21 protein-coding genes are annotated in these 19,348 nt (G+C 50.8%); 15 read left to right on the top strand and 6 right to left on the bottom strand.

Annotated elements, in window-relative coordinates; all coding sequences use genetic code 11:
- The first annotated feature begins 179 nt into the window (after positions 1–179).
- The 3 genes from KR52_RS10540 (at position 180) to KR52_RS10530 (ending at position 1,948) form a co-directional block, all read left to right on the top strand.
- Positions 180–413, top strand: coding sequence for a hypothetical protein (locus KR52_RS10540; RefSeq protein WP_253912386.1), 234 nt, complete (start codon positions 180–182; stop codon positions 411–413).
- A gap of 68 nt (positions 414–481) precedes the next feature.
- The gene (locus tag KR52_RS10535) at positions 482–1,147 is read left to right on the top strand and encodes an SDR family oxidoreductase (RefSeq protein WP_038555603.1); all 666 of its coding nucleotides are present in this window, start codon (positions 482–484) and stop codon (positions 1,145–1,147) included.
- 15 nt (positions 1,148–1,162) lie between these two features.
- On the top strand, positions 1,163–1,948 hold the full coding sequence (locus KR52_RS10530) for a J domain-containing protein (protein ID WP_038555601.1): 786 nt from the start codon (positions 1,163–1,165) through the stop codon (positions 1,946–1,948).
- A 253-nt stretch (positions 1,949–2,201) separates the two neighbouring features.
- Here KR52_RS10530 and KR52_RS13795 read toward each other — a convergent pair whose 3' ends face one another.
- Positions 2,202–2,306 (bottom strand): DUF4278 domain-containing protein, encoded by a 105-nt coding sequence (locus KR52_RS13795; RefSeq protein ID WP_071823061.1) that lies wholly within the window; start codon positions 2,304–2,306, stop codon positions 2,202–2,204.
- 538 nt (positions 2,307–2,844) lie between these two features.
- Between KR52_RS13795 and KR52_RS10525 the strand changes: the two genes are divergently transcribed.
- From KR52_RS10525 to KR52_RS10510, 4 genes are all read left to right on the top strand, one after another.
- A complete protein-coding gene (locus KR52_RS10525; protein WP_253912385.1) occupies positions 2,845–3,036 on the top strand; it encodes a hypothetical protein in 192 nt (63 codons plus the stop codon).
- A 410-nt stretch (positions 3,037–3,446) separates the two neighbouring features.
- The gene (locus tag KR52_RS14825; protein ID WP_173402221.1) at positions 3,447–3,599 is read left to right on the top strand and encodes a hypothetical protein; all 153 of its coding nucleotides are present in this window, start codon (positions 3,447–3,449) and stop codon (positions 3,597–3,599) included.
- Positions 3,592–3,801, top strand: a complete 210-nt coding sequence (locus tag KR52_RS10515; protein ID WP_038555592.1) for a hypothetical protein — start codon at positions 3,592–3,594, stop codon at positions 3,799–3,801. The genes KR52_RS14825 and KR52_RS10515 overlap by 8 nt, the downstream gene beginning before the upstream one ends.
- Positions 3,802–4,039: 238 nt before the next feature.
- Positions 4,040–5,674 carry an FAD-dependent oxidoreductase gene (locus KR52_RS10510; protein WP_038555588.1) on the top strand — a complete coding sequence of 545 codons (1,635 nt, stop codon included), beginning with the start codon at positions 4,040–4,042 and terminating at the stop codon, positions 5,672–5,674.
- Positions 5,675–5,676: 2 nt separating this feature from the next.
- On the opposite strand, the gene KR52_RS10505 is transcribed toward KR52_RS10510, so the two are convergent.
- Complete coding sequence (locus KR52_RS10505; protein ID WP_038555585.1) at positions 5,677–5,859, bottom strand: hypothetical protein; 183 nt, start codon at positions 5,857–5,859, stop codon at positions 5,677–5,679.
- 155 nt (positions 5,860–6,014) lie between these two features.
- Here KR52_RS10505 and KR52_RS14470 point away from each other — a divergent pair, with 155 nt between their 5' ends.
- Positions 6,015–6,230, top strand: coding sequence for a hypothetical protein (locus KR52_RS14470; RefSeq protein ID WP_156957715.1), 216 nt, complete (start codon positions 6,015–6,017; stop codon positions 6,228–6,230).
- A 10-nt stretch (positions 6,231–6,240) separates the two neighbouring features.
- Here KR52_RS14470 and KR52_RS10500 read toward each other — a convergent pair whose 3' ends face one another.
- On the bottom strand, positions 6,241–6,504 hold the full coding sequence (locus KR52_RS10500) for a hypothetical protein (RefSeq protein ID WP_038555582.1): 264 nt from the start codon (positions 6,502–6,504) through the stop codon (positions 6,241–6,243).
- 195 nt (positions 6,505–6,699) lie between these two features.
- Here KR52_RS10500 and KR52_RS14995 point away from each other — a divergent pair, with 195 nt between their 5' ends.
- The 4 genes from KR52_RS14995 (at position 6,700) to KR52_RS13320 (ending at position 11,970) form a co-directional block, all read left to right on the top strand.
- A complete protein-coding gene (locus KR52_RS14995; RefSeq protein ID WP_156957714.1) occupies positions 6,700–6,846 on the top strand; it encodes a hypothetical protein in 147 nt (48 codons plus the stop codon).
- An 830-nt stretch (positions 6,847–7,676) separates the two neighbouring features.
- Complete coding sequence (locus KR52_RS13790; protein ID WP_162175625.1) at positions 7,677–9,317, top strand: bifunctional diguanylate cyclase/phosphodiesterase; 1,641 nt, start codon at positions 7,677–7,679, stop codon at positions 9,315–9,317.
- Positions 9,318–9,580: 263 nt separating this feature from the next.
- Entirely contained in the window at positions 9,581–10,525 is a 945-nt protein-coding gene (locus KR52_RS10490) for an ABC transporter substrate-binding protein (protein WP_156957713.1), read from the top strand.
- Positions 10,522–11,970, top strand: coding sequence for a GGDEF domain-containing protein (locus KR52_RS13320; RefSeq protein ID WP_084221992.1), 1,449 nt, complete (start codon positions 10,522–10,524; stop codon positions 11,968–11,970). The genes KR52_RS10490 and KR52_RS13320 overlap by 4 nt, the downstream gene beginning before the upstream one ends.
- Positions 11,971–12,121: 151 nt before the next feature.
- Here the strand turns inward: KR52_RS13320 and KR52_RS10480 are convergent, their stop codons facing one another.
- Positions 12,122–13,579 carry a sodium:solute symporter family protein gene (locus KR52_RS10480; RefSeq protein WP_038555576.1) on the bottom strand — a complete coding sequence of 486 codons (1,458 nt, stop codon included), beginning with the start codon at positions 13,577–13,579 and terminating at the stop codon, positions 12,122–12,124.
- On the bottom strand, positions 13,576–13,761 hold the full coding sequence (locus KR52_RS10475; RefSeq protein ID WP_038555574.1) for a hypothetical protein: 186 nt from the start codon (positions 13,759–13,761) through the stop codon (positions 13,576–13,578). Before KR52_RS10475 ends, KR52_RS10480 begins: the two co-directional genes overlap by 4 nt.
- Before the next feature lie 154 nt (positions 13,762–13,915).
- Here KR52_RS10475 and KR52_RS10470 point away from each other — a divergent pair, with 154 nt between their 5' ends.
- Positions 13,916–15,295 (top strand): glutamine synthetase, encoded by a 1,380-nt coding sequence (locus tag KR52_RS10470; RefSeq protein ID WP_051834344.1) that lies wholly within the window; start codon positions 13,916–13,918, stop codon positions 15,293–15,295.
- Positions 15,296–15,727: 432 nt separating this feature from the next.
- Here the strand turns inward: KR52_RS10470 and KR52_RS13315 are convergent, their stop codons facing one another.
- Positions 15,728–17,491: a GGDEF domain-containing protein gene (locus KR52_RS13315; protein ID WP_156957712.1), complete on the bottom strand. Its 1,764-nt coding sequence runs from the start codon at positions 17,489–17,491 to the stop codon at positions 15,728–15,730.
- 348 nt (positions 17,492–17,839) lie between these two features.
- Here KR52_RS13315 and KR52_RS10460 point away from each other — a divergent pair, with 348 nt between their 5' ends.
- Both KR52_RS10460 and KR52_RS15185 read left to right on the top strand, forming a co-directional pair.
- On the top strand, positions 17,840–18,328 hold the full coding sequence (locus KR52_RS10460; protein WP_038555572.1) for a DM13 domain-containing protein: 489 nt from the start codon (positions 17,840–17,842) through the stop codon (positions 18,326–18,328).
- A gap of 500 nt (positions 18,329–18,828) precedes the next feature.
- Positions 18,829–19,338 carry an ecdysteroid 22-kinase family protein gene (locus KR52_RS15185; protein ID WP_253912384.1) on the top strand — a complete coding sequence of 170 codons (510 nt, stop codon included), beginning with the start codon at positions 18,829–18,831 and terminating at the stop codon, positions 19,336–19,338.
- Positions 19,339–19,348 lie beyond the last annotated feature (10 nt).

Genomic DNA, 19,348 nt, shown 5'->3' with positions numbered 1-19,348 from the left:
AATCACGCGCCACTCTGAAGACCTATCGCGTGGTTCATGCCACCTGGAATCAGGTGGTCACCGTCGTGCAGGGATCGGCTGAATCCCATTGAGGGATGTGACCGTCGCTTTTGATCCAGCTTTGATCCCGAAGACTTCAAGTCGCTTCCCGGGTTTGGACATGGTCTGAGCCATAACCGGTGGCCTCGGCTTCCGTGGGCATGATTCTCACCCGTTATCTCAGCAGTGACGGTTGGGTGGAGGAGTGTTTCCATGCCAATGCTTTTGATGCCTACATCGATGCACGACGTCGCTGTGTGCTTCGCGGTTGTCCTTATCTGCTGCTGGATGCTGAGACCGGCAGCACGGTCTCGGTGCTCACGGTCAAGCAGTGTTTGCATCAATACGGCGTCGAGGGCGATTGGTCGGGTTGATTGATTTGGCGATGGTGACGTTTGTTCGAAGCAAGAGCCGGCAGGATGGCGGTGGTTGACATCACCCCATGGCGACGTTTCTGGTCACCGGCGCGAACCGTGGGATCGGCTTGGAATACTGTCGCCAGCTCGAGGCCCGAGGGGAGGACGTCATAGCCGTCTGCCGTCAAGGCAGTGATGAACTGGAACGCCTGAGAGTGCGGGTTGAAGCCGGCCTTGAACTGACCGACAGCCACGCCATCAACGACCTGCTTCAGCGTCTGGATGGTTTGCCTCTGGATGGCGTCATCCTCAATGCCGGAATCCTGCAGTCAATGGGGCTGGCGGATTTGGATCCCGCGGGAATCCGTCGCCAGTTTGAGGTGAATGCCCTTGCCCCTTTGCTGCTGGCTAGGGCCTTGGTGGATCAAATGCCGCGCGGTGCCAAGTTGGTACTGATGACCAGCCGCATGGGGTCGATTGATGACAACAGCTCTGGAGGCTCCTACGGCTATCGGATGTCCAAGGTGGCACTCAACATGGCCGGAAAATCGTTGGCGATTGATCTGGAACCGCGGGGCATCGCCGTGGCGATTTTGCATCCTGGATTGGTGCGCACCCGCATGATCCGCTTCAATCCAAGTGGTATTTCGCCTGAGCAGGCGGTGACGGGTTTGTTGGCTCGAATCGATGGCTTGACCATGGCCACCAGCGGCAGCTTCTGGCATGCCAACGGTGCGTTGTTGCCGTGGTGAGACAGGAGATACCGTTTGGGATTTGACCCGCGCCATTGGTCAGGCGGCCGTTCAGAACAACGGGTCACGAGCAACGTTGAGGCGTTGCTGGCCGAGAACGATGTTCTGCGTCGCGAGGTGTCGCGGCTCAGCCGTGAGTTGGAGCGACTTCAACGTCAGCAACGCCAACGCTCTCGTCAGGACCCCAGCTCGCAGCGCCCTTGGGGCGAACCATCGGCCCAGCCACCACCACGCATCAGCCGCCAACAGGTGCAGGCATGGGGGCAGTCCCTCGCTCAGCAGTCGGGATGGTCAGCTCTGCGTCAGCGCGGGTTGGAGCTGTTGATTGATCAGCTCAACCGCAGCAGTTTTCCTGCCCGCTTGACCCTTGAACAGAGACTGGACCGGCTGGTTCCGGGTTTGGGAACTGATGTTCTGGCTGCAGTGGGAGCCAAGCCCAACAAACAAACAACGGCAGTTCTGGCGGCGTTTGCCTTGTTTGGTGTTCGCGCCATTGAATGGCTGGATGAAGATCCACGGCGGGTGGTGGAGCAGCTGCGTCAGCGCCAAGACCGTTCAAGCTCCAGCCGGCAGGGTCGCCGCACCCGAAGTGATCAACGGCGAACGGATCGTGTGGGTTCGGTTCACCCCCGTGATTCACGCATGGCCGCTTTAAGGGTCCTGGGTCTGGATGCCAACGCGTCTCTGGTGGAGATCAAGCAGGCGCATCGAAAACTGGTGAAGCAGCACCATCCCGATCTCGGTGGTTCGGCTGAAGCGTTTCGACGCGTCAATGAGGCTTATCAGGCGTTGGTTCAATAACGCGTTGGTTCAGGGATGCTGCTCTGGATGGATTGATTGCTGTTGTCCGATGATTAGGGGGTAGCGCTAGGTCGAGTTGATGCCGGTGGAAGTTGGGGTGGTGCTGATTGGAGCTGGTTTTGCTGTGGGTGTGTCCCTCGCCGTCGCGGTTTGGTTTGAACGTTGGAAGGCCAAACAGCAGGATCCTGAAGGCAAATGAACCCATTAAAAAACCCCGCCGATGCGGGGCTTGAACGTGTTCGTCGTGCTGTTGTCAGCTGGCGACTTTCTGACCGCGATAAACAAGAACAGGACGCTGGACGTTGGACGCAGCAGCGTTGTTCTGGTTGTACTTCTGGCCGCGATAGGTCAGGGTCATGATGGGTTCCTCGAAGCAAGCTCAGGTCCCCGTTCCATGGCCTGAGTCGAACTGCGCCTCGCCGAAGACGAGGTGAACGTGATTGGGTAGCGGTTGCCACAAACCCTCTATAGAGGGGTTGTCCATCCACGTGTCGTTCAGGCTGTTACAGAACACGAATTCCGGTCGGGCAGGCCTTCGGACGGCTCAAGCAGGTTTGGGCGGTGTGTGCACTGGGCGTGGTTTGAGTTGCGGTGCTTTTGGGGTTGCATTCGTGATGGTCTGCAACTGAGTGTGGCTGGCACTGATTTGCGTCATCACGGCTGGAGATGAATTGCTTTTATTGTGTCGCTGCTTGCATGAACGGAATGATGGATCGGCTACCGATCGTGTTGTTCGAGCTCTGATCAACCCTTCACGGACGCAAAGCTTCTATTAATTTGTTGTTCTGCCGAACAGTTCGTCTGCGGTTGAGTGATTTCTGATGCTTACTCAATGTGAAGCTGCTGGCGCCCAAAGCCTCCCCTCGTACCGTATGTGGACATCAGTTTTAGGGGCCATGAACAGCTCTCAGAACAGGGATGACTGGGTGAGGGCGCAGCATCACAAATTCAATAAGCCCATTGATGTGGACACCTTGATGTGGGTGCGCAATCGCTTGATGCGTTTGGAAGTCGAGGCCCGTTGGGCCGACCGTATTTGTGTGTTTGAGGAGTTCTTTCCCAACGATGCGATCATTCCGCGCATTTAACCTCAGCCATGCTTGAACTGTTTGGGTCTGGATCAAGACCCAGAAGTGCTTCGTGATCGATCACCTTGCCTTCGTCGTCGGTCGCCGATCAGACAGATTTTTAAGGCTTCTGCCGCGATCCTTGCCCTAGCTGATTGAAAGATGATGGGCCGCAGTTCCTGGTTGAACAATCCCACCCGCTGTTCAGCAGCCTCCACCTGGCAGCCTCAGAAACCATCCGATTCTTCTGTGCAAGCTCCAGAGAAGTCCTCCAGCACCATGGCTCAGCCCAATTCATCGAGCATCTCCTGAGAAGCCTCATGTTGGAAGCCGTTGATATGTTTGGTGAAGCCTTCTCCCTGGATGGTGTTGCTCCAGGAATTCCGACCACACCCGAGTGGGTTTAAGCTAAATCACCCTCGCTGCCGTTGATGCCAGATCTGTTGGCCTTCATGCTCGGGCAGCTTGAAATCAGCAATCTCACAGCGGCCTTTCTTGTCCTGGTGGCTGTTGTCTTTGTGGGCAGTTTCGCTGTGGTGTCGTTGCAGACCGGTGAGCTGATCAAACCACCCAAAAATGGCTGACTCGTTTGAGTTGAATGGCCGGCAGATCGTGCTGAAGGCATCCAGCGATCGTGTCGTCGCTGAACGGGTGGTGCGTCACATTCAACGGCGCATTGAAGACGACGACTGGCGGCCCTACACCTGCAAGGCCGATGCCGTTCAAGCTTGGTTCCGTCTCGGAGGCATTCGGGCTCAAGTGCTTGAGGCTTTGAACCTGATCTGATCGCGCTTGGAAGTTCAGAACGATCCCAGCAACTGAGTCATCGCTGCTGCGGCACCGATTCCACCAAAGAACAGCACCAATGGCAGAAACACTGGCCATCGCACAGATGAGTTGGTGTCCATAGAGCGGGTTTGAACTCAAAAGACGTTATTCATCCCTTCTTCTCTGTGGCGATGGCGACCGTTTCCGTGCCATGGCTGCATGATGTGAGCCCTCCCCAACCGTCTCTGTTTGGACGATGCTTGAGCTTTCCAAGGCCGCTATCGGTAATTCCTCTCATGTGGTTGTGATCGGTGCTGGCTGGGCGGGGTGGGGTGCTGCAAAAGCTCTCTGTGAAGCCGGCGTTCGCGTCACCCTGGTCGATGGGATGTCGGATCCCACGGGGGGAACGCCGATGCGCACCGCCAGCGGTAAACCCTTCGAAGCCGGCACCCGGGGCTTTTGGAGGGATTACCCGAACATCAGTGCGCTGACGGATGAGCTTGGGCTCACCGATGTGTTCACTGACTTCACCACCAGTGCCTTCTGGTCTCCCGCCGGTCTGGAGGCCACTGCCCCGGTGTTCGGTGATGGGCTGCAGTTGCCCAGCCCCCTGGGGCAGGCCATGGCGACGATCAAGAACTTCAAGCGCCTGCCTGTTGCCGATCGCCTGAGCATTGCCGGCCTTTTGGTGGCGATGCTTGATCTGAACCGCAACGAGGAGACCTTCCGGCGCTACGACGCCATCGATGCATTGACCCTGTTCCGCCAACTCGGAATCTCTGAGCGGATGATCGACGAGTTTTTGCGTCCGATTCTTTTGGTGGGTCTGTTCAAGCCACCGGAGGCATTATCGGCAGCCGTCACCATGGAGCTGCTCTATTACTACGCCCTGGCGCATCAAGACTCCTTTGACGTGCGCTGGATTCGTTCCGGCAGCATCACCGAGCGGCTGATCGCTCCCCTGGCGGAACGCCTGCTCGACTCTGGTCTGCTCACTGTTCTGGGAGGCACGTTGGCCACGCGCCTGAACCTTGATCACCCAGGCGAAGCGATTCAGTCGATAGAGTTTCGTTGCAGAGCAACGGGCCGATTCAGCGTTGTTGAGGACGTTGATTGCGTCGTGCTGGCGGTGGGTGCCAAGGGCATGAATGCCCTGATGGCGCAGTCTCCGCGCTCCGCCGAAGTGCTGCCGGAGCTGGTGGCCGCTGGCCGTTTGGGAGCGATCGATGTGGTGTCGGTGCGGCTGTGGTTAGATCGAACCATCGCGGTCGCCGACCCCGCAAATGTGCTTTCGCGCTTTGAGGCCTTGCGGGGTGCGGGCGCTACTTTTTTCATGCTTGACCAGCTGCAGAACGCAGATCAAGACTCACTCTGGGGTGGCAGCGAGCCCCAGGGTTCCGTGGTGGCCAGCGACTTCTACAACGCCACGACGATTGCTGCGCTGCGTGATCAGGAGATCGTCGACACCCTGCTGCATGACCTGTTGCCTCAGGCGGTGCCAGGCTTTCGGCAGGCGCAGGTGCTTGAGTTTGAGGTCCGGCGGTACCCGGGCTCGGTGTCGTTGTTCTCCCCTGGCAGTTTCAATCAACGCCCGCCTCTGCAAACATCACTTCCGTCTGTGGTCTGCGCCGGAGATTGGGTGCGGATGGGCGAACGCGAGCACGGTGCCAAGGGACTGTGCCAGGAACGGGCTTACGTCTCTGGCCTTGAGGCGGCTAATGCCTTGTTGCGCAATGGGGTGGTGAAGGGGCCAGATGCATCGAGCTGCCAAGAACATCCGGTGCGTCCGATCCGTCCGGAAGAACCCCAGGTGGTGTGGGGCCGGGCCCTCAACAAGCTCGTGATGGATCCCCTGGAGGCTTTGGGAATGCGTTGGCCTTGGTTGGCCTGAGTTCAGAAATTCAGTTGACCTGAAAGCCAGAGCTCCTGCCAGGACCCCGCGGCTGAGGCGTTGAGCGCCATCAAGATGGTGACGCTGATGCCACCCAGGGTGAGGCCCACGCCCATCATGATCAGGGCGGTCAGTCCTTGCGCTTCGGTGAGCGGTTGCTTCTCGAGAAAGCGACGCTTGGCCATGGCTGCTGATTCGATTCACCCGTTCTGCATCGGCCCAAGGGCACTTGGCAACTGGCCGTATCACTCATTCATGCAGAGCTGCGGGGGATGTCGCAGCCTTGCGTAGCTTGCTGATCTGCCGTTGACGCCGGCCCGATGGGGTTCATCATGCAGCCATGACTGGTTTGATCTGTGGCATGACCGCCCTGTGGCTTCACGCCTGGTGGTGTTGCAGAACAACCAATTCGCCTGCGGTCAAACGCAGTTGGCCCTACCCGCGGTCATGGAAAAACAGTGCCGACCTGTATGCAAGGCCCTGTCGCCGCCACCGTCATCTCAGGGCGCGCATGCAGCTCAGCGCACGCAGCCGCCGCCTGGTGGAAGTTCGCTGATGCTTAGCCATCAACGCAAGCTCGAGGTTTTCACGGGCAAGATTGCTGAATCGTGCCTGCTCCAAAGGCTCCAAGGTCGCTTGGTTGGAGGAGCGCTCTCACTTTGATCTGCGATCCGTAGTGCTGTCTCCGCTTTCATCAAGGCTTGTTGTTCGAGCTCTGCACTGAGGAACAACCCTGCAATGAAAACCATCAGGATGGTCAGGACTGCTGCGACCAGATACATCGTCGACCGCGCGATGGCTTGTTCCTGCTCTTTGCTCAGGTCGCCCATGGCTTGGCCCAAATCTGGTCAAGGTGTATCAGTTGGGGCTGTTTGCTGCGATTACAGAGGGTGTTGTTTTGTGTGCGCATCTGTAGCTGGCGACCACTGGTGCAAGATGAACTGAGGCCACCGCCTAGGGAGAACACTCAAGTTGGTAGCGCTTGTGACCGAAAACCCTTAGGATCAATTACCAGTTTTTGTCCGTTGAACAGCAGCCAATCGGTCGATGCCAGCAGTGAGAAGCGCCGTCAGCAGCTGATAGGGGTGTCTTTTGTGGCTGCGGCGCTTGGCGTTCTGATGCTGTTGACGATCCGTCTCGGCACCTGTTGCTCCTGGTTCGGTTCGCACTGACCCTGCTTGTTCTCCATCTGGTGGTTGAAGCGGCCAGGAGTGTCTTCAGCATGGGTTTGACCAGCAGATGTGGAGACCCTTGTCTTCGCTTGCCGTTCTAGGACCGGTACTTGAACAAGGTCCCCAGCACTTGGCTCCAGCCTCCCTCGCAGGGGCTTCTTTATGGTCTCGGCGCAAGTCCTGTATCAAAACGATCCAAAATCTGATTTTCTTTGTGACATCCTTTGTGCTAACGACCACGAGCAGATTGAAATCTGTAGATTATTAATTCATGTCGACTTTTAATGTCACCCTCTGAACTATCGAGCATTAAATGGGAGCTTGATGGGGAAATGTCTGCACAGGACACCTGGAATCTTGTAAAAAAGCTCATCCAAGTGGAAGAGCAAGATCAGGCCTCCAGTTTGTTACACCTGTCATCGAAACACAGCCACTCAAAAATCCAACCGCGTCGCTCACTTAAGATTCCCTCATGTCTTAGAAATGATCAAGATATCAGAGCTAATTCCTTGTCGATTGGCTCCGACAAGCCTGCATAGGGAAACTCTAAGTCTTGATCTCATGCCATGAATGCTATTGATTGTGTTTGGTGAAAACAGTGATTAACTGACCTATCAAAGATGTTCAAATCTTCGATTGAGCATTCGATGTAATGAATTTGTATTATATTATTTGTAAGACTTGTTTTTAAGCTTCTTCTATCTGATGTTTTGATATTTATTGTCTTAGGGTTTAATGAGAATGGTTGGCATAAGTTGCTGTGTTGCTATTATGATGGTTGATGTAGAAGCATTCCGAAAATGCTTTTCTCGAACTGTAAGCCTGAGGCTTTGGCTCAGCTGCTTGACCTAACCGTTAATCAATTACTTGACGGTATTTTAATCGTTAACGATGAAACGAGAGAAGTTATCTACTTTAATGAAAAGTTTACGAGTATGTGGAGCATCCCTGGAAATATCGCTCATCAGGGCGACGATTATGCTCTTTTGAATCATGTTGTAGAGCAAGTCGTTGATCCTACAGAGTTTTTGAAAACGATTGAATCACTTCATGGATGCGATCAGCCCTGGAATGATGAAATAAGATTTAAAGATGGCCGTGTCTTTGCAAGAAATAGCATTGTTTTCCCAGGCCCGCATTCTGCTAGATCACGTGTTTGGATTTTTACAGACATCACCAGCCAGAAGGATATTCATGTCGATAGTCTTACTGGATGCTTGAATCGAAAGGCTTGGGATTTGATTGAAGCAAATGATAGAGTTCTGGGGTGTTGCCGGCATAAATATTGTGTTGCGGTTGTAGATCTTAATGACTTTAAAAGTATTAATGATGATTTTGGCCATGAAGCTGGAGATCGAGTTCTTAAAAGGCTTGGCCTTACTCTTCACCGCTTGATTAGAAACAATCAAGATAAAGTCTACAGAACAGGGGGTGATGAATTTTGTCTTTTGTTTAAATCTAAAGAAGATATCTCAAGTTCTATTCATAATCGACTTAGCAATGAACTGATTGCGGCAGGAATTAATGCAGCAGTTGGTGTCTGCATGTCATCAGAGCAAGACGGAATTTTGGAGGGATTCAGGAAGGCTGATGCAATCATGTTGTCTGCCAAAAAGTCTCAAAAATCACGAATTAATGACTTTATTCATCCCTCGCAGCTGGCTTCGCTAAGAAAAACAAAAACTGATGACGAGATAGAAATTCTAGCAAATCTTTCTGTTGCTATTAAAAAGAACGAGCTCAGTCTTGTCTATCAACCAATTTTCGATCAATTCGGTGAAGTAAAATGGTTTGAGGTCTTGTGTCGATGGGTTCACGATGGGCAACAGGTGTCTCCTGAGTTGTTTATTCCCTTATCTGAATCCTCAGGAATGATCCACCGTATTTGGGACTGGGTTCTTGAGGAGGCAGTCAAAACTGTTCAATTATTGAAAAAAGAATTCAAGGATATATCTTTGGCTTTAAATTTTTCGGCTATACAAGTTGAATACTATAAAAACACTGGATTTTCCTATGCCAAGCAAATCAAAGAGTGCTGTGAAAAATATAAAACTTCCCCGAAAAATATAAAAATTGAGCTTACTGAAACCTCTTTGTTGACTGACTTGTGTAAAGCGAAAGAATTGTTTGACGACCTCACTCGTATCGGTGTAGACCTATGCATTGATGACTTTGGAACAGGATTCTCTTCCTTGTCAATCCTGCAGGCTTTGCCCATCAAATGCATCAAAATAGATGGCAGTTTTATCGTTGGATTGCCAACTAAACTATCAAATGCAGCCATTGCAAAAGGCACCATATCGATGGCCAACGAGCTTGGTCTGGAGGTCTGTGCCGAATGTGTTGAGACAAAAGAGCAGATGGAATTCTTGATTGCCCATGGCTGTCATCTTTTTCAAGGTTATTATAAGTCTAAGCCTATATCTGCTCTAGAGATCTCTGGCACCATTTTGAACAATGTGCAAGTTTGATTTTCCTGTTATTGCTCATGTTCTGGTCCTCGTATCGTTTGATTTTATTGATGAGATCTTGCCAATGCCTTGGCTGCACGTCAAACAGTTCCTTAACCCTTTTGTACAGCAACAGTAGCGAATCATTCTGCTTCTCTGATGGTTGTCTGAGATTTTCTTGAATCATAGGCCTCATGCTTCTCTGATAGTTGTCTGAGATTTTCTTGAATCATAGGCCTCCTGCTTCTATAATTAAAGATGTAATTCCTGAGAATCACCTTTAAGTGTTTGGATTTCTAAGGGTATTACCTTGTTTGGCGATTACTTTTGGCCTTTCTGCATGCAGTTTAATCCGTAGTCAACCATTAAAAATCTCCCATTCGGAGTGGCCTGGTTACGAATATCTCAACCTTGCTGTGTCGAAGGGATTTGTTTCGAACGCAGAGGTTATCCCGCTGGTCGATCAGTCAGAGGTGGTGAGGTCCTATTTGCGGGGAGAACTTGACGTTGTTCAGCTGACCACTGTTGATATTTTAGATGTTTGTTCGAAACTACCTGAACAATGTCCCGTTGTTGTGTTGGTCTTGAATGAATCAGTTGGTGGTGATCAGATTATGTCCTTTCATATCAATAACGTTGATGATCTTGCTGGCACAAGAGTCGCTGTCGCTAGCAACTCTTTCGGCCCGTTTGTTTTGCACAAGGCACTGATGTCGGTTGGTCTGACAATTGACGATTTGAGTATCAACCCCATGGTTCTTTCAGATATGCCAGAAGCTCTAGCGACAGGCGTGGTCGATGCTGCTGTTTTGTATCCCCCCAATAGTGAAAAGGTGAGATCCTATGGTGCACAAACTATTTTCGACAGCTCTCAGATCCCTGGCCAGATTCTTGATGTTCTTGCCGTCTCGCCATCTGTTGTTACATCACGACCAGATGATGTTTCCTCAGTGGTTGCTAGTTGGTTTCTGGCTCACCGCTATGCATCCGAGCAAGAGGTGGCATCCAGTTCTTTTATCGCATCAAGCTTGAATTTGTCCATTGAGCAACTTAGGCAAACATTGAAGGGTATTGCCTTTAAGGCCAACGTCAATGAGCAAAAGATGTTGATGGCTTCTAATGGACCAATCGTACGAAATATTGAGTCCGTCAAGCAAGTCATGGAGCATCTGAATTTAATTCGACAGGACACTCCATCTCCTGTGGTTTCAGATCGTTACTTGCCATGAACGTGTCAGAGCCTCTGCGGCGTTCATGGTTAAAGCGGCTTACTGGTTTGAACAGCAGCGCGGGACGACTTGTCCTCTACATCCAACTTGGCACAGTCTTTGTCATCCTTTTTTCGACATTCTTGATTGAGTCGTTTTCCTGGACCTCGTCCCAGAGGTTAAAACAGCAGCTCAACTCCGCTCTTGTGCAAGAGGATCAGTTTGTCCGTTTGGCCGCTCTGTTGGGTGAAGTGAACCAAATCAAAGAAGATTTTCTTCTCGCTCCACGAGTATCTACATCTGCTCCAAGAAGCCTTGTCGTGGATTTGGAGGAAAAACTTACATTTCTCAATTCTATTTTTGTTGATGATTCGGTTAGGCTTACTCAGGATGAGTTTCCCTTGTTGATTACAAAGGAGTTTGATTCGGCTCATCTTCGCATTTTACGTGCTGAGCGGGTTGTCTCCTCATACTTGCTTCTCAACCGTGAATTAAGTCGAGATGATGTGCTGCAGCTTCTGCGTTCATATCCTTTAACCGATCTACGGATGGTTCGAAGCAATCTTGTTGCATCACACAAGGATTTGAATGAATTGGCATTGTCGCTTGAAGTTCAATTGGAAGAGCTTGATCTCTTCTATGAACAGATGCTTCTTGCTGCTCTTGTTATTGTGTCGTTGGCAGCAATAGGTTTGTCTTTTATTGTCTATCAGAAAACAATTGTGAAACCTCTGGAGGCGATTTCATCATTTGCTTCTGCTATTCCGATTGTTGATAAAAATGCTGATACATCCCAAGCTATTATAGGCCTTGAGGATATATCGAGGAAACTTCAGGACTCAACTGGTGGCGTGAGAGAAATCGCGATGCTACGACTCATGATTTCTGGAATACTTGAGCGCCTTAGCTTCTCTTTCAGGACTCTAAATGATCTTTCCATGACTGATCAATTATGTCAGATTGGTAATCGGAGGTCGCTTGATACCTATGGTCTTCGAACCTGGAAACAGGCGCAACGAACATCCAGCTCCATTGGCATTGTCATGGTTGATGTTGATCATTTTAAGCGATTCAATGATGTTTATGGACATAGAAAGGGTGATGAGGTCTTGGTCTCGATTGCCCAATGTCTGTCTGGTTTGTTGTTGCGTCCCCTTGATGAATGTTTTCGCTACGGAGGAGAAGAGTTTTTGATCATTTTGTTTGATATGTCCGGCGAAAACTTTAAAGGCTACTGTTCTCGTCTGCTCGCTTCTGTTCGGGGTCTCTCGATTGAACATAATGGTGTCAGTTTTGAGGCGGTTACGGTCAGTTGTGGTGCATGTTATGTGAATAATCCTGGCGGACTGACGATGGATGATGCGATTCATCTCGCTGATCAAGAGCTTTACCGCTCTAAATCTAGAGGCCGTAATCAGGCTTCCATTTTTACCTGCGATGCAAATAATATTTCCTATGAAATTTGACCGTTTGTCTTTATTTTTGATTGCTCAGGCGTCGTTACTCTCTGTTTTGCTTTACTCGGCTGTTCGTTTGGAAGCGATGAATGCTCACGTTGTGTGGTGATTAGATTTGTAAGTTTGTTTCTCTTTTCGAGCGATCGTTTTGTATTGCTGCTCATTGATGCGACCTGTCGAGCTGTTTTCTGCTTGCCAGATGGTCCAGCAACAACACCCCTGAAGTCACGATCACCGCTGGAACAACCGGCAGACATTCACCGCTCACGCCTGCTGGAATCCAGCCCATGTGCAAGCCGAGCAGCATCGTTTCTCCGCCCAGCACCGAAAGGATGGCTCCCGAGTTGGACCAGCGCATGCCGTACGTCGCGCCAACCATCATTGGAAACAGCACAGCCAAACCAGAGAACGCGTTGGTGGCAAGTGCCAGGATTGCTTCAGGTGGATGCATGGCGATGGCCAGCCCACCCACGGCCAGTGCACAGACCGCAACCTTGCCGACACGTACCTGCTCGATCAAGGAGGCCTTCGGTCGCCAGTAACGGCAATAGATGTCCCGTGTGACCATCGAAGACAGTGCCAACAACTGCGAATCCAGGGTGGACATGAAGGCGGCCAGGGCTCCCACCATCACCAGTCCGACCACCCACTCAGGGCTGTGCTGGCTCAACATCATCGGCAGAACCTGATCGGTGGCTCGACCATCAAGATCAGGGAAGCTGATATGCCCCCATACGCCGATCAGAACAGGGAAGATGAACAGGACGCCCGCAACGACTGGGTAGAGCACCATGGATTGTTTCAGTGAACGGTCATCTCCCGCGGCGAAGAAACGCATCATCAGCTGGGGAAACATCGGCAGGCAAAGAGGCCAAAGAAGTAAATAGCTTGCGAACGTTGGCAATGAGAAGAACGTGTCCACGCCTGCTCCGGAGAACAGCTCAGGCTTTTGAGTCATCACCAGACGATTGATCTGTTCCACCCCGCCAAGGCTTTGGGCGATCGTGACGAACGCCAGAATCATCAACACGAACATCAGAATTCCCTGGAGCACATCAGTCCAGGCCACCGCTTTCATCCCTCCTGTGATCACGTACAGCACGATCACGAGGGTGAGAAGCACCGCACCGGCTCCGAATGGCACCGTACCGCCGGTCATGCTTTCGAGCAGATAACCAGCTCCGATGGGCTGAAGCGCCAGGTATGGAAGGGTGAAGATCAGCATCAGCAGAAACACCAGCAGCCGTAAGCCCTCACCGGGAAGCAGGTGGCCCACCAGCTCCGATGGTGTGATCAGTTGGTGGTCTTTGCTGATCTGCCGTACTTTGCAACCGAAGCTGCCGATCGTCAGTGCGGCCAGACCTGTTCCCAGGGCCATCATCGGGTAGTAGGCCATGCCGATTCGATAGCCGGCACCCGCGAAACCAAGGAAGAAGAATGCGCTGAAATTGGTTGCGATCAGTGTGAAGAAGAGAACGCCTGCTTGCAGACGGCGATCCGCCAGAAAGTAAGTGTCGGCATTGGCTTCCTTCTGAATCCCATCTCGGGTTCCCAGCCAGATCAAGGTGCCGAGATACAGGCTCAGCGCAATCACTGACGTGGCAAGCGTGATGTTCATGGCTTTGCCATCCAGGCGGCAGTGATCGTGAGTGCAACTTGCAACAGGATGAAGAGCAGGATCCAGGGCGGTAGACCAAGGATGAGAGTCTCCCCTGTCGTGACCAGCTGTTGGATCAGCAGGGCAAGGCTGCAGATGCCGCCGATGGCCATCCAACCCTTGATCCTTGTTGCTTCACCCACGGATGTTGGTCAACTTCTGTTTGAAGTCTGTCCAGACAGGAGATGGCTTGCCACCTGTTGCCCTGGGTGTCTTGTCGAATCAACGGTTGGCACAGCCGTGGCGCGAACCCTTGCGATCGCTGCATCCTGAAGATGAGAACGTCCGTGGATTGCGATGTCCCCTCGCCTTGATGTTGAAGCCTTGGTCCAATCCGGAGTGCGTCAGATCGCGGTCACCTGGGTGAATCATGCGGGCGAATCACTGGTGAAGGTCGTTCCGGTGAGGCAACTTCACCATGCCATCCACACCGGGGTTGGTTTTTCTCCTGTATCAGATGCCTTCCGCTCAGATGGGGTCATCGAACCGCACCACCGGTTGACCCGCCCCGATGGTGATCTACGCCTCAAGGCGGATCCTGATTCCATCGCGCTTCTGGATGCTGCCAACGGTTGGGCCTGGGCAGCAGGTGATCGCTGGGATCGGGACCTTGGTCCTTACGCCGCTGATCAGCGAACTTTCTGCCGAACGATGGGCCGCAATTTGGAGAGGGCCGGACTCTCGATGACTGCCGGTTTTGAACTTGAGTGGGTTGTTGTTACACCCGATCGCCATGGCGTTCCGCAGCCCGTCATCCCTGGGGGGCCCTATGGAGCTGATCGCTTGATCGAAGGCCTTGATTACGTCTCGGCACTGCTGATGGCTCTGGATCAAGCGGATCTGCCTTGGATTCAGTTTCATCCAGAATATGGAGCGTCTCAATTCGAGTTGTCCTTCAGTCCGGACGCACCTCTCAACGTTGCTGATGGTCTGATTCGCGCCCGACTTCTGATTCAACGTGTCACGCGCCAGTTCAATTGGTTCTGCAGTTTCAGTGCCAAACCCAGGATGGACTGGGTGGGCAATGGTGGCCATCTTCATTTCAGTGTGGCGGATGCGCAAGGTCCAGTTCTTCAGGGAGGCCCTGGCCCTGCTGGATTACGCCAGGAGGGTGAAGCGTTGATCGCAGGTCTTCTCCAGAAGCTCCCGGCCCTCATCGCCCTTGCCAGTCCGTCCCCCGTGTCTTACCTACGGCTGCGTCCCAGCACCTGGTCCGCGCCTTATCAGGTCTGGGGTGTTGAGAACAGGGAAGCAGCTCTGCGACTCATTCCAACTGCCTTGGATCACTGTTCAGCGCACCTTGAAATCAAAGCTGTGGATCCAACCACCAATCCCTATCTTCTTTTGGGTGCACTTCAGGCATTGGTGATTCATGCGTTGAGCCATCCGTCTACGCTCCCAGCTCCGGTTATGGGAGATCCGGCGGGTATGGAGGTCCCCCCTGCCCGACTTCCTTCAACTCTGGTGGAAGCACGTCATGCCTTGGAGGGAGATCACGTCTTGCGCAGCGCGATGGGGGAACTTCTGCACGGTTCGCTGCTCGATAGCTTTGCTGGGGAAATCAATCGCGTTGAAGACCTCCCTCCAGAGCAACAGGTGGCGAGCACCTGCTGGTGGCCGATTGTGGGTGGACTTTTCCAGGATCTTTCACCCAGAAACCAGTCGAATCGGGGATGACCTGTCAGCAACTATGAACTGCAATCAATCATGACATCCTTGTATTGACATTGTTATATTTTTTCTGCCTGCATCACGATGCTTTTGAATCGAGATTTGTTTTGGTTAAATCTAGCGGGAGTGACTGTATCTTACTCTTCGTTTTTTAATTATCTATCAAGGCAGAGGCATGCTCTTTGTTTTCTGGGTGTGTTCGACCTTTGGGCTTATCTGCTCTTCCACGCAAGTTTGATTATACACTTAACGAATTGGAAGCTTTACAGCACAAGGTATTCATGCAGCCAATTGATAAGGATTCAGGATATCTGGTGTTGAAGTGAGTTGGTGTTATTCTTTCTCTACGTCTAAATTTGTGCTTCTCGGCAAGGGCTTGCGTTGTTTTGCGAAAAATCAGGCGCTGGTTTAAAGTCTATCCCACCAAAACTATCATATTCAACCTGTACGGCGGTCTGTATTGCAGTCCAGCTCTTTTTTTAGCTCAGACGCCATCTTGTCGGTCAATGTTGTAATCGAAACTGCATTTCTTGAGCTTTGCTTTACTTTGTAAAGTTCTCGATCTGCTTGCAGAAGAGCTACGTCAAGCTTGATCTCAGATGATCTTTGTGGGATGTAAACCCCCCCCATCGAAACCGTGAGATAGTCTGAAGTACTGCTTGCTTTGTGCTTGATTTGGAGGTTTTCAATGCCTCTGCGAATACTTTGTAAAAAATATTCGAATTTTTTAAGACTGGAAGAGCTTAATATGATTAAAAATTCTTCGCCTCCAAAACGAAATGCATAGTCTGTTTGTCTTAGGAGTGAATCTTTTACAAAAGTGGCGACCTTAACCAAGGCGTCATCGCCTTCAAGGTGACCATAGTTATCATTAAATAATTTAAAGTAGTCAACATCAAAGATGCAAAGACCAATGCCTTCAGAATTGCTATCCTCGCCTGTTATTGCGCGTTGATATAAATGAGGCAAGCTACGTCTTGATAACAGCTTGGTTAATGAATCCGTATTGGCAAGCATTTTGATGTCTGTAAGCGCATTGGCAAGCCGTCCAAATAGACGATTATTGACAAAGAAGATTATTAAACTTCCTGTCAGTAAAAGTATGGAAATTAATAGGATTTCCAGTCCAATATTTCTGCGTCTCTCTTCAAGCCTCCATCTAAGGACTGACATTCCATTGAACTGAATGCTCTGCAGCAATTCAAGCAATTGAGTTGATTCGTTCCAGTGCTCCACTGCAGCATCAAAGCCCATTGAGTCTTTTGATCTGATTCCAAAACTCAGGTCATTGATTTTGTCGACAAGATTAAGACGGTTGATTTTCAGAGATTTATATGATTCTGGGGACGCGTAACCGAGAATATTAATCGTTCGATTGAGAGAACTCAGTTGATAGTCAAGCAAATTGCTTAATCTTAGAAAAACTTCGTTTTTCTTGTCTGTATTCATTTGTGAGGTTTTCTTTCTCAGGTCGTAGTCCACGCGCTGGCCTCGACTAAGGGCGATTAGATCGGCAATTGATGGAAGGGTTGATGTTGTTAACAATGTTAAATAGTAGGTGTCAATCTCAGGGTCTAAGATTAAATTTGAGCGATCGGCAACAATTCCAAAGTATTCATCCAGCTCATTGATCCGGTCTGTGTATTGTTGAAAATCTTTCTCAAAGGAAAACCCTTTGTCTTCTGGTTGTCTAACAAGTTCCACTTTGATGTCACCCCTGTGGAAGCCATAGCGTCTTTTGATTGAAAGCCATTCACGAGAAGAAAGGATTTCGGCTACAGCAGCTCTGTTTTGAGCAATGAGTGAATTGATCGTTATGTTCTTTGAGCTTACGGCTTCTGCTGAAGGGTCGGAGTGTTCTGTGTGCTCATGTTTGTCGATTGAATGCCCAAGTTTGTTTGACCAATCGCTATGGCTGTGGCTTTGTCTATGGAGCAGAAGATCCTGTCCGGGCATCGTGGCAGAGAACTGTCTTAACCCCCGGGCCTCTTTTAGTAATGTTTTCAAGTGAATCAGGAATTCAATATCATCGATTCCCTGTATCTCTTTAGATGTAAAAATATACTGTTGGCGTAATGAATTGATTGAAAGCATTCCTGCTGATAGCACTAATGTTATTGGTGCTAATGAAGCAATGATTCGTGCGGCAGGCCCAGCCGATGCTTCACTCTTGATAAAGTTTGGCAGTCGCTTAAAAATCAAAATGTTAGTGAATTGCTGAAGAAAATAATCAAAAATTATTTTTATTGAAAAGAATAAACTTATGTTAGCAAGCTACTGGCTTGATGGCGAAACTTTAATCTTTTTTAAGGGTTGGTTTTTGTGGTCTTGGCTCCACGCTTCTTGCGTGTTTGTTTTGTGCTTTATGGTCATGCCCCTCCCTTTGTTGATCATTGAAGTCAAGCTCTTACGTCTATTCGGCAAGTTTTCGTCTGCCTTCATGAATTCAGGCTCTTGCATGCTTGTCGCTATTTGGCGCTCTCGAGGCAGGCGTGGTGTATTTAGTTCACTTGGCTTTAAATTGACCTAGGAGCACTGATTTTGATCAGCATGGTCGTCAAGCCGCAGCATTCTCCGTTTCCCCTGCTTTTGGCGGCATTGGTCTTTGTGGCCTGCTCTGCCGCTTTTGTTCATCGTGTGCGGCCATCCACTGCCCATACATCTTCGTCGGTAGACCTCGTCGCGTTCGCGGCGATGCAAGGCAGTTTTCGTGCAGCCGAAACGCCTGTTCAAGGTGGCTTCCGAATCCATCAAGAAGGCTCGCAGCTGGTGCTTGAACTCAGCAGTGATTTCAAGACCAACGACCTGGCGCCGGATTTGAAAATCACATTTAGCCCGTCCACTACCCCGTTGGCGACGAGCAGTCCACCGGCCTACCCACTTCGTGCTGGGTCTTACACGGTCATGGCACCTTTGCGGTCTACTTCCGGTGCTCAGCGTTATGTGATTCCGGCATCGATCGATCTTCCCCGCCAAGGCTCCATTTTGATCTGGTGTGAGAAGTTCAATGCCACGATGGCGTGGGCACCCCTGAAGTGATCGGCTCACCTTGTGCGTGTTGAGCTGGCGTTTCTGTTTTGATGTTTGTTGGGCCGCATGTCGGTGAAGCCGTACACAATTGAATGTGTATGCCTGACCTTCATCGTGAACAGGCTTCGACGCCATTGTGTCTGTTGCTCTGCTCTAATGGCTTTGTTTAGACAATTGCAATTCCTTTTTTAGTGTATTGACTGCTCCTTTTTGTTGGACTTGTATTCGTTTGATTTTTGTTCGTGCCAGTGCTCGAGGTTGAGTTAAAAGGTCTTTGTTTTGAGTTAGTCCGCGTGTTTTGTGGCGGTGATTGTCAAAGGTCTCCTTTCTCCACGGTTTCTTGTTGGTGCCTTTTGATGTGACTTCATGGCTTTCCAATGTTCCTTGAATTCTTGTCTGTCTTCTCTTGATTCGTTCCGGCTGTTGGAATTGTTGAGCTAGAAGCTGTTTTTGTTTCGGGTTTGATTGTTCATTTCAACTATGTGGAACAAGCGCTGCATCGATGATCCGTGCCCTCGCTTCCCTCTGGTGTACCCATTGATGCCGAATGGCTCAGCGAGCAGTTGGGCCTTCGTGTTGAAGGGCTTGAGATTGAGGCTTTGGGCGTGCCTCAGGGGTTTGCATCCAACACCATGCGTCTGCGGCCCAGGGGGGATTCTGGGGACCTGCCCTCATCCCTGATTCTCAAGATTGATAGTGATGATCCCCGCAGCCAGGAAGTGGCGTTGAAGTTGAATTGCTTTCGCCGGGAAATGGGGTTTTATCGCTTGTTTGCCCCGCAGCTCTCCTCGTTGGTACCGCTCTCCTATGCGACGGGCAATGGCTCCAGCGATGAAGGGCGCTGGTTGCTGATGGAGGACCTTTCGTCCATGAAGGTCGGCAACCAGGTGCGCGATGTGAGCGCTGATGCTTGTTCTCAGGTGCTTGAAGTCATTGGGCAGATTCATGCCAGATTCTGGAATTCTCCTGCCCTGAATGGGCATGACTGGCTGCCTGATCATCAGGTTTGGTTTCAATGAAGTACAGACA

Source organism: Synechococcus sp. KORDI-52 (assembly GCF_000737595.1).
GTDB lineage: Bacteria > Cyanobacteriota > Cyanobacteriia > PCC-6307 > Cyanobiaceae > Parasynechococcus.
Note: the sequence above shows the minus strand (reverse complement) of the source record. Positions and strands in the feature narration are given on the sequence as shown.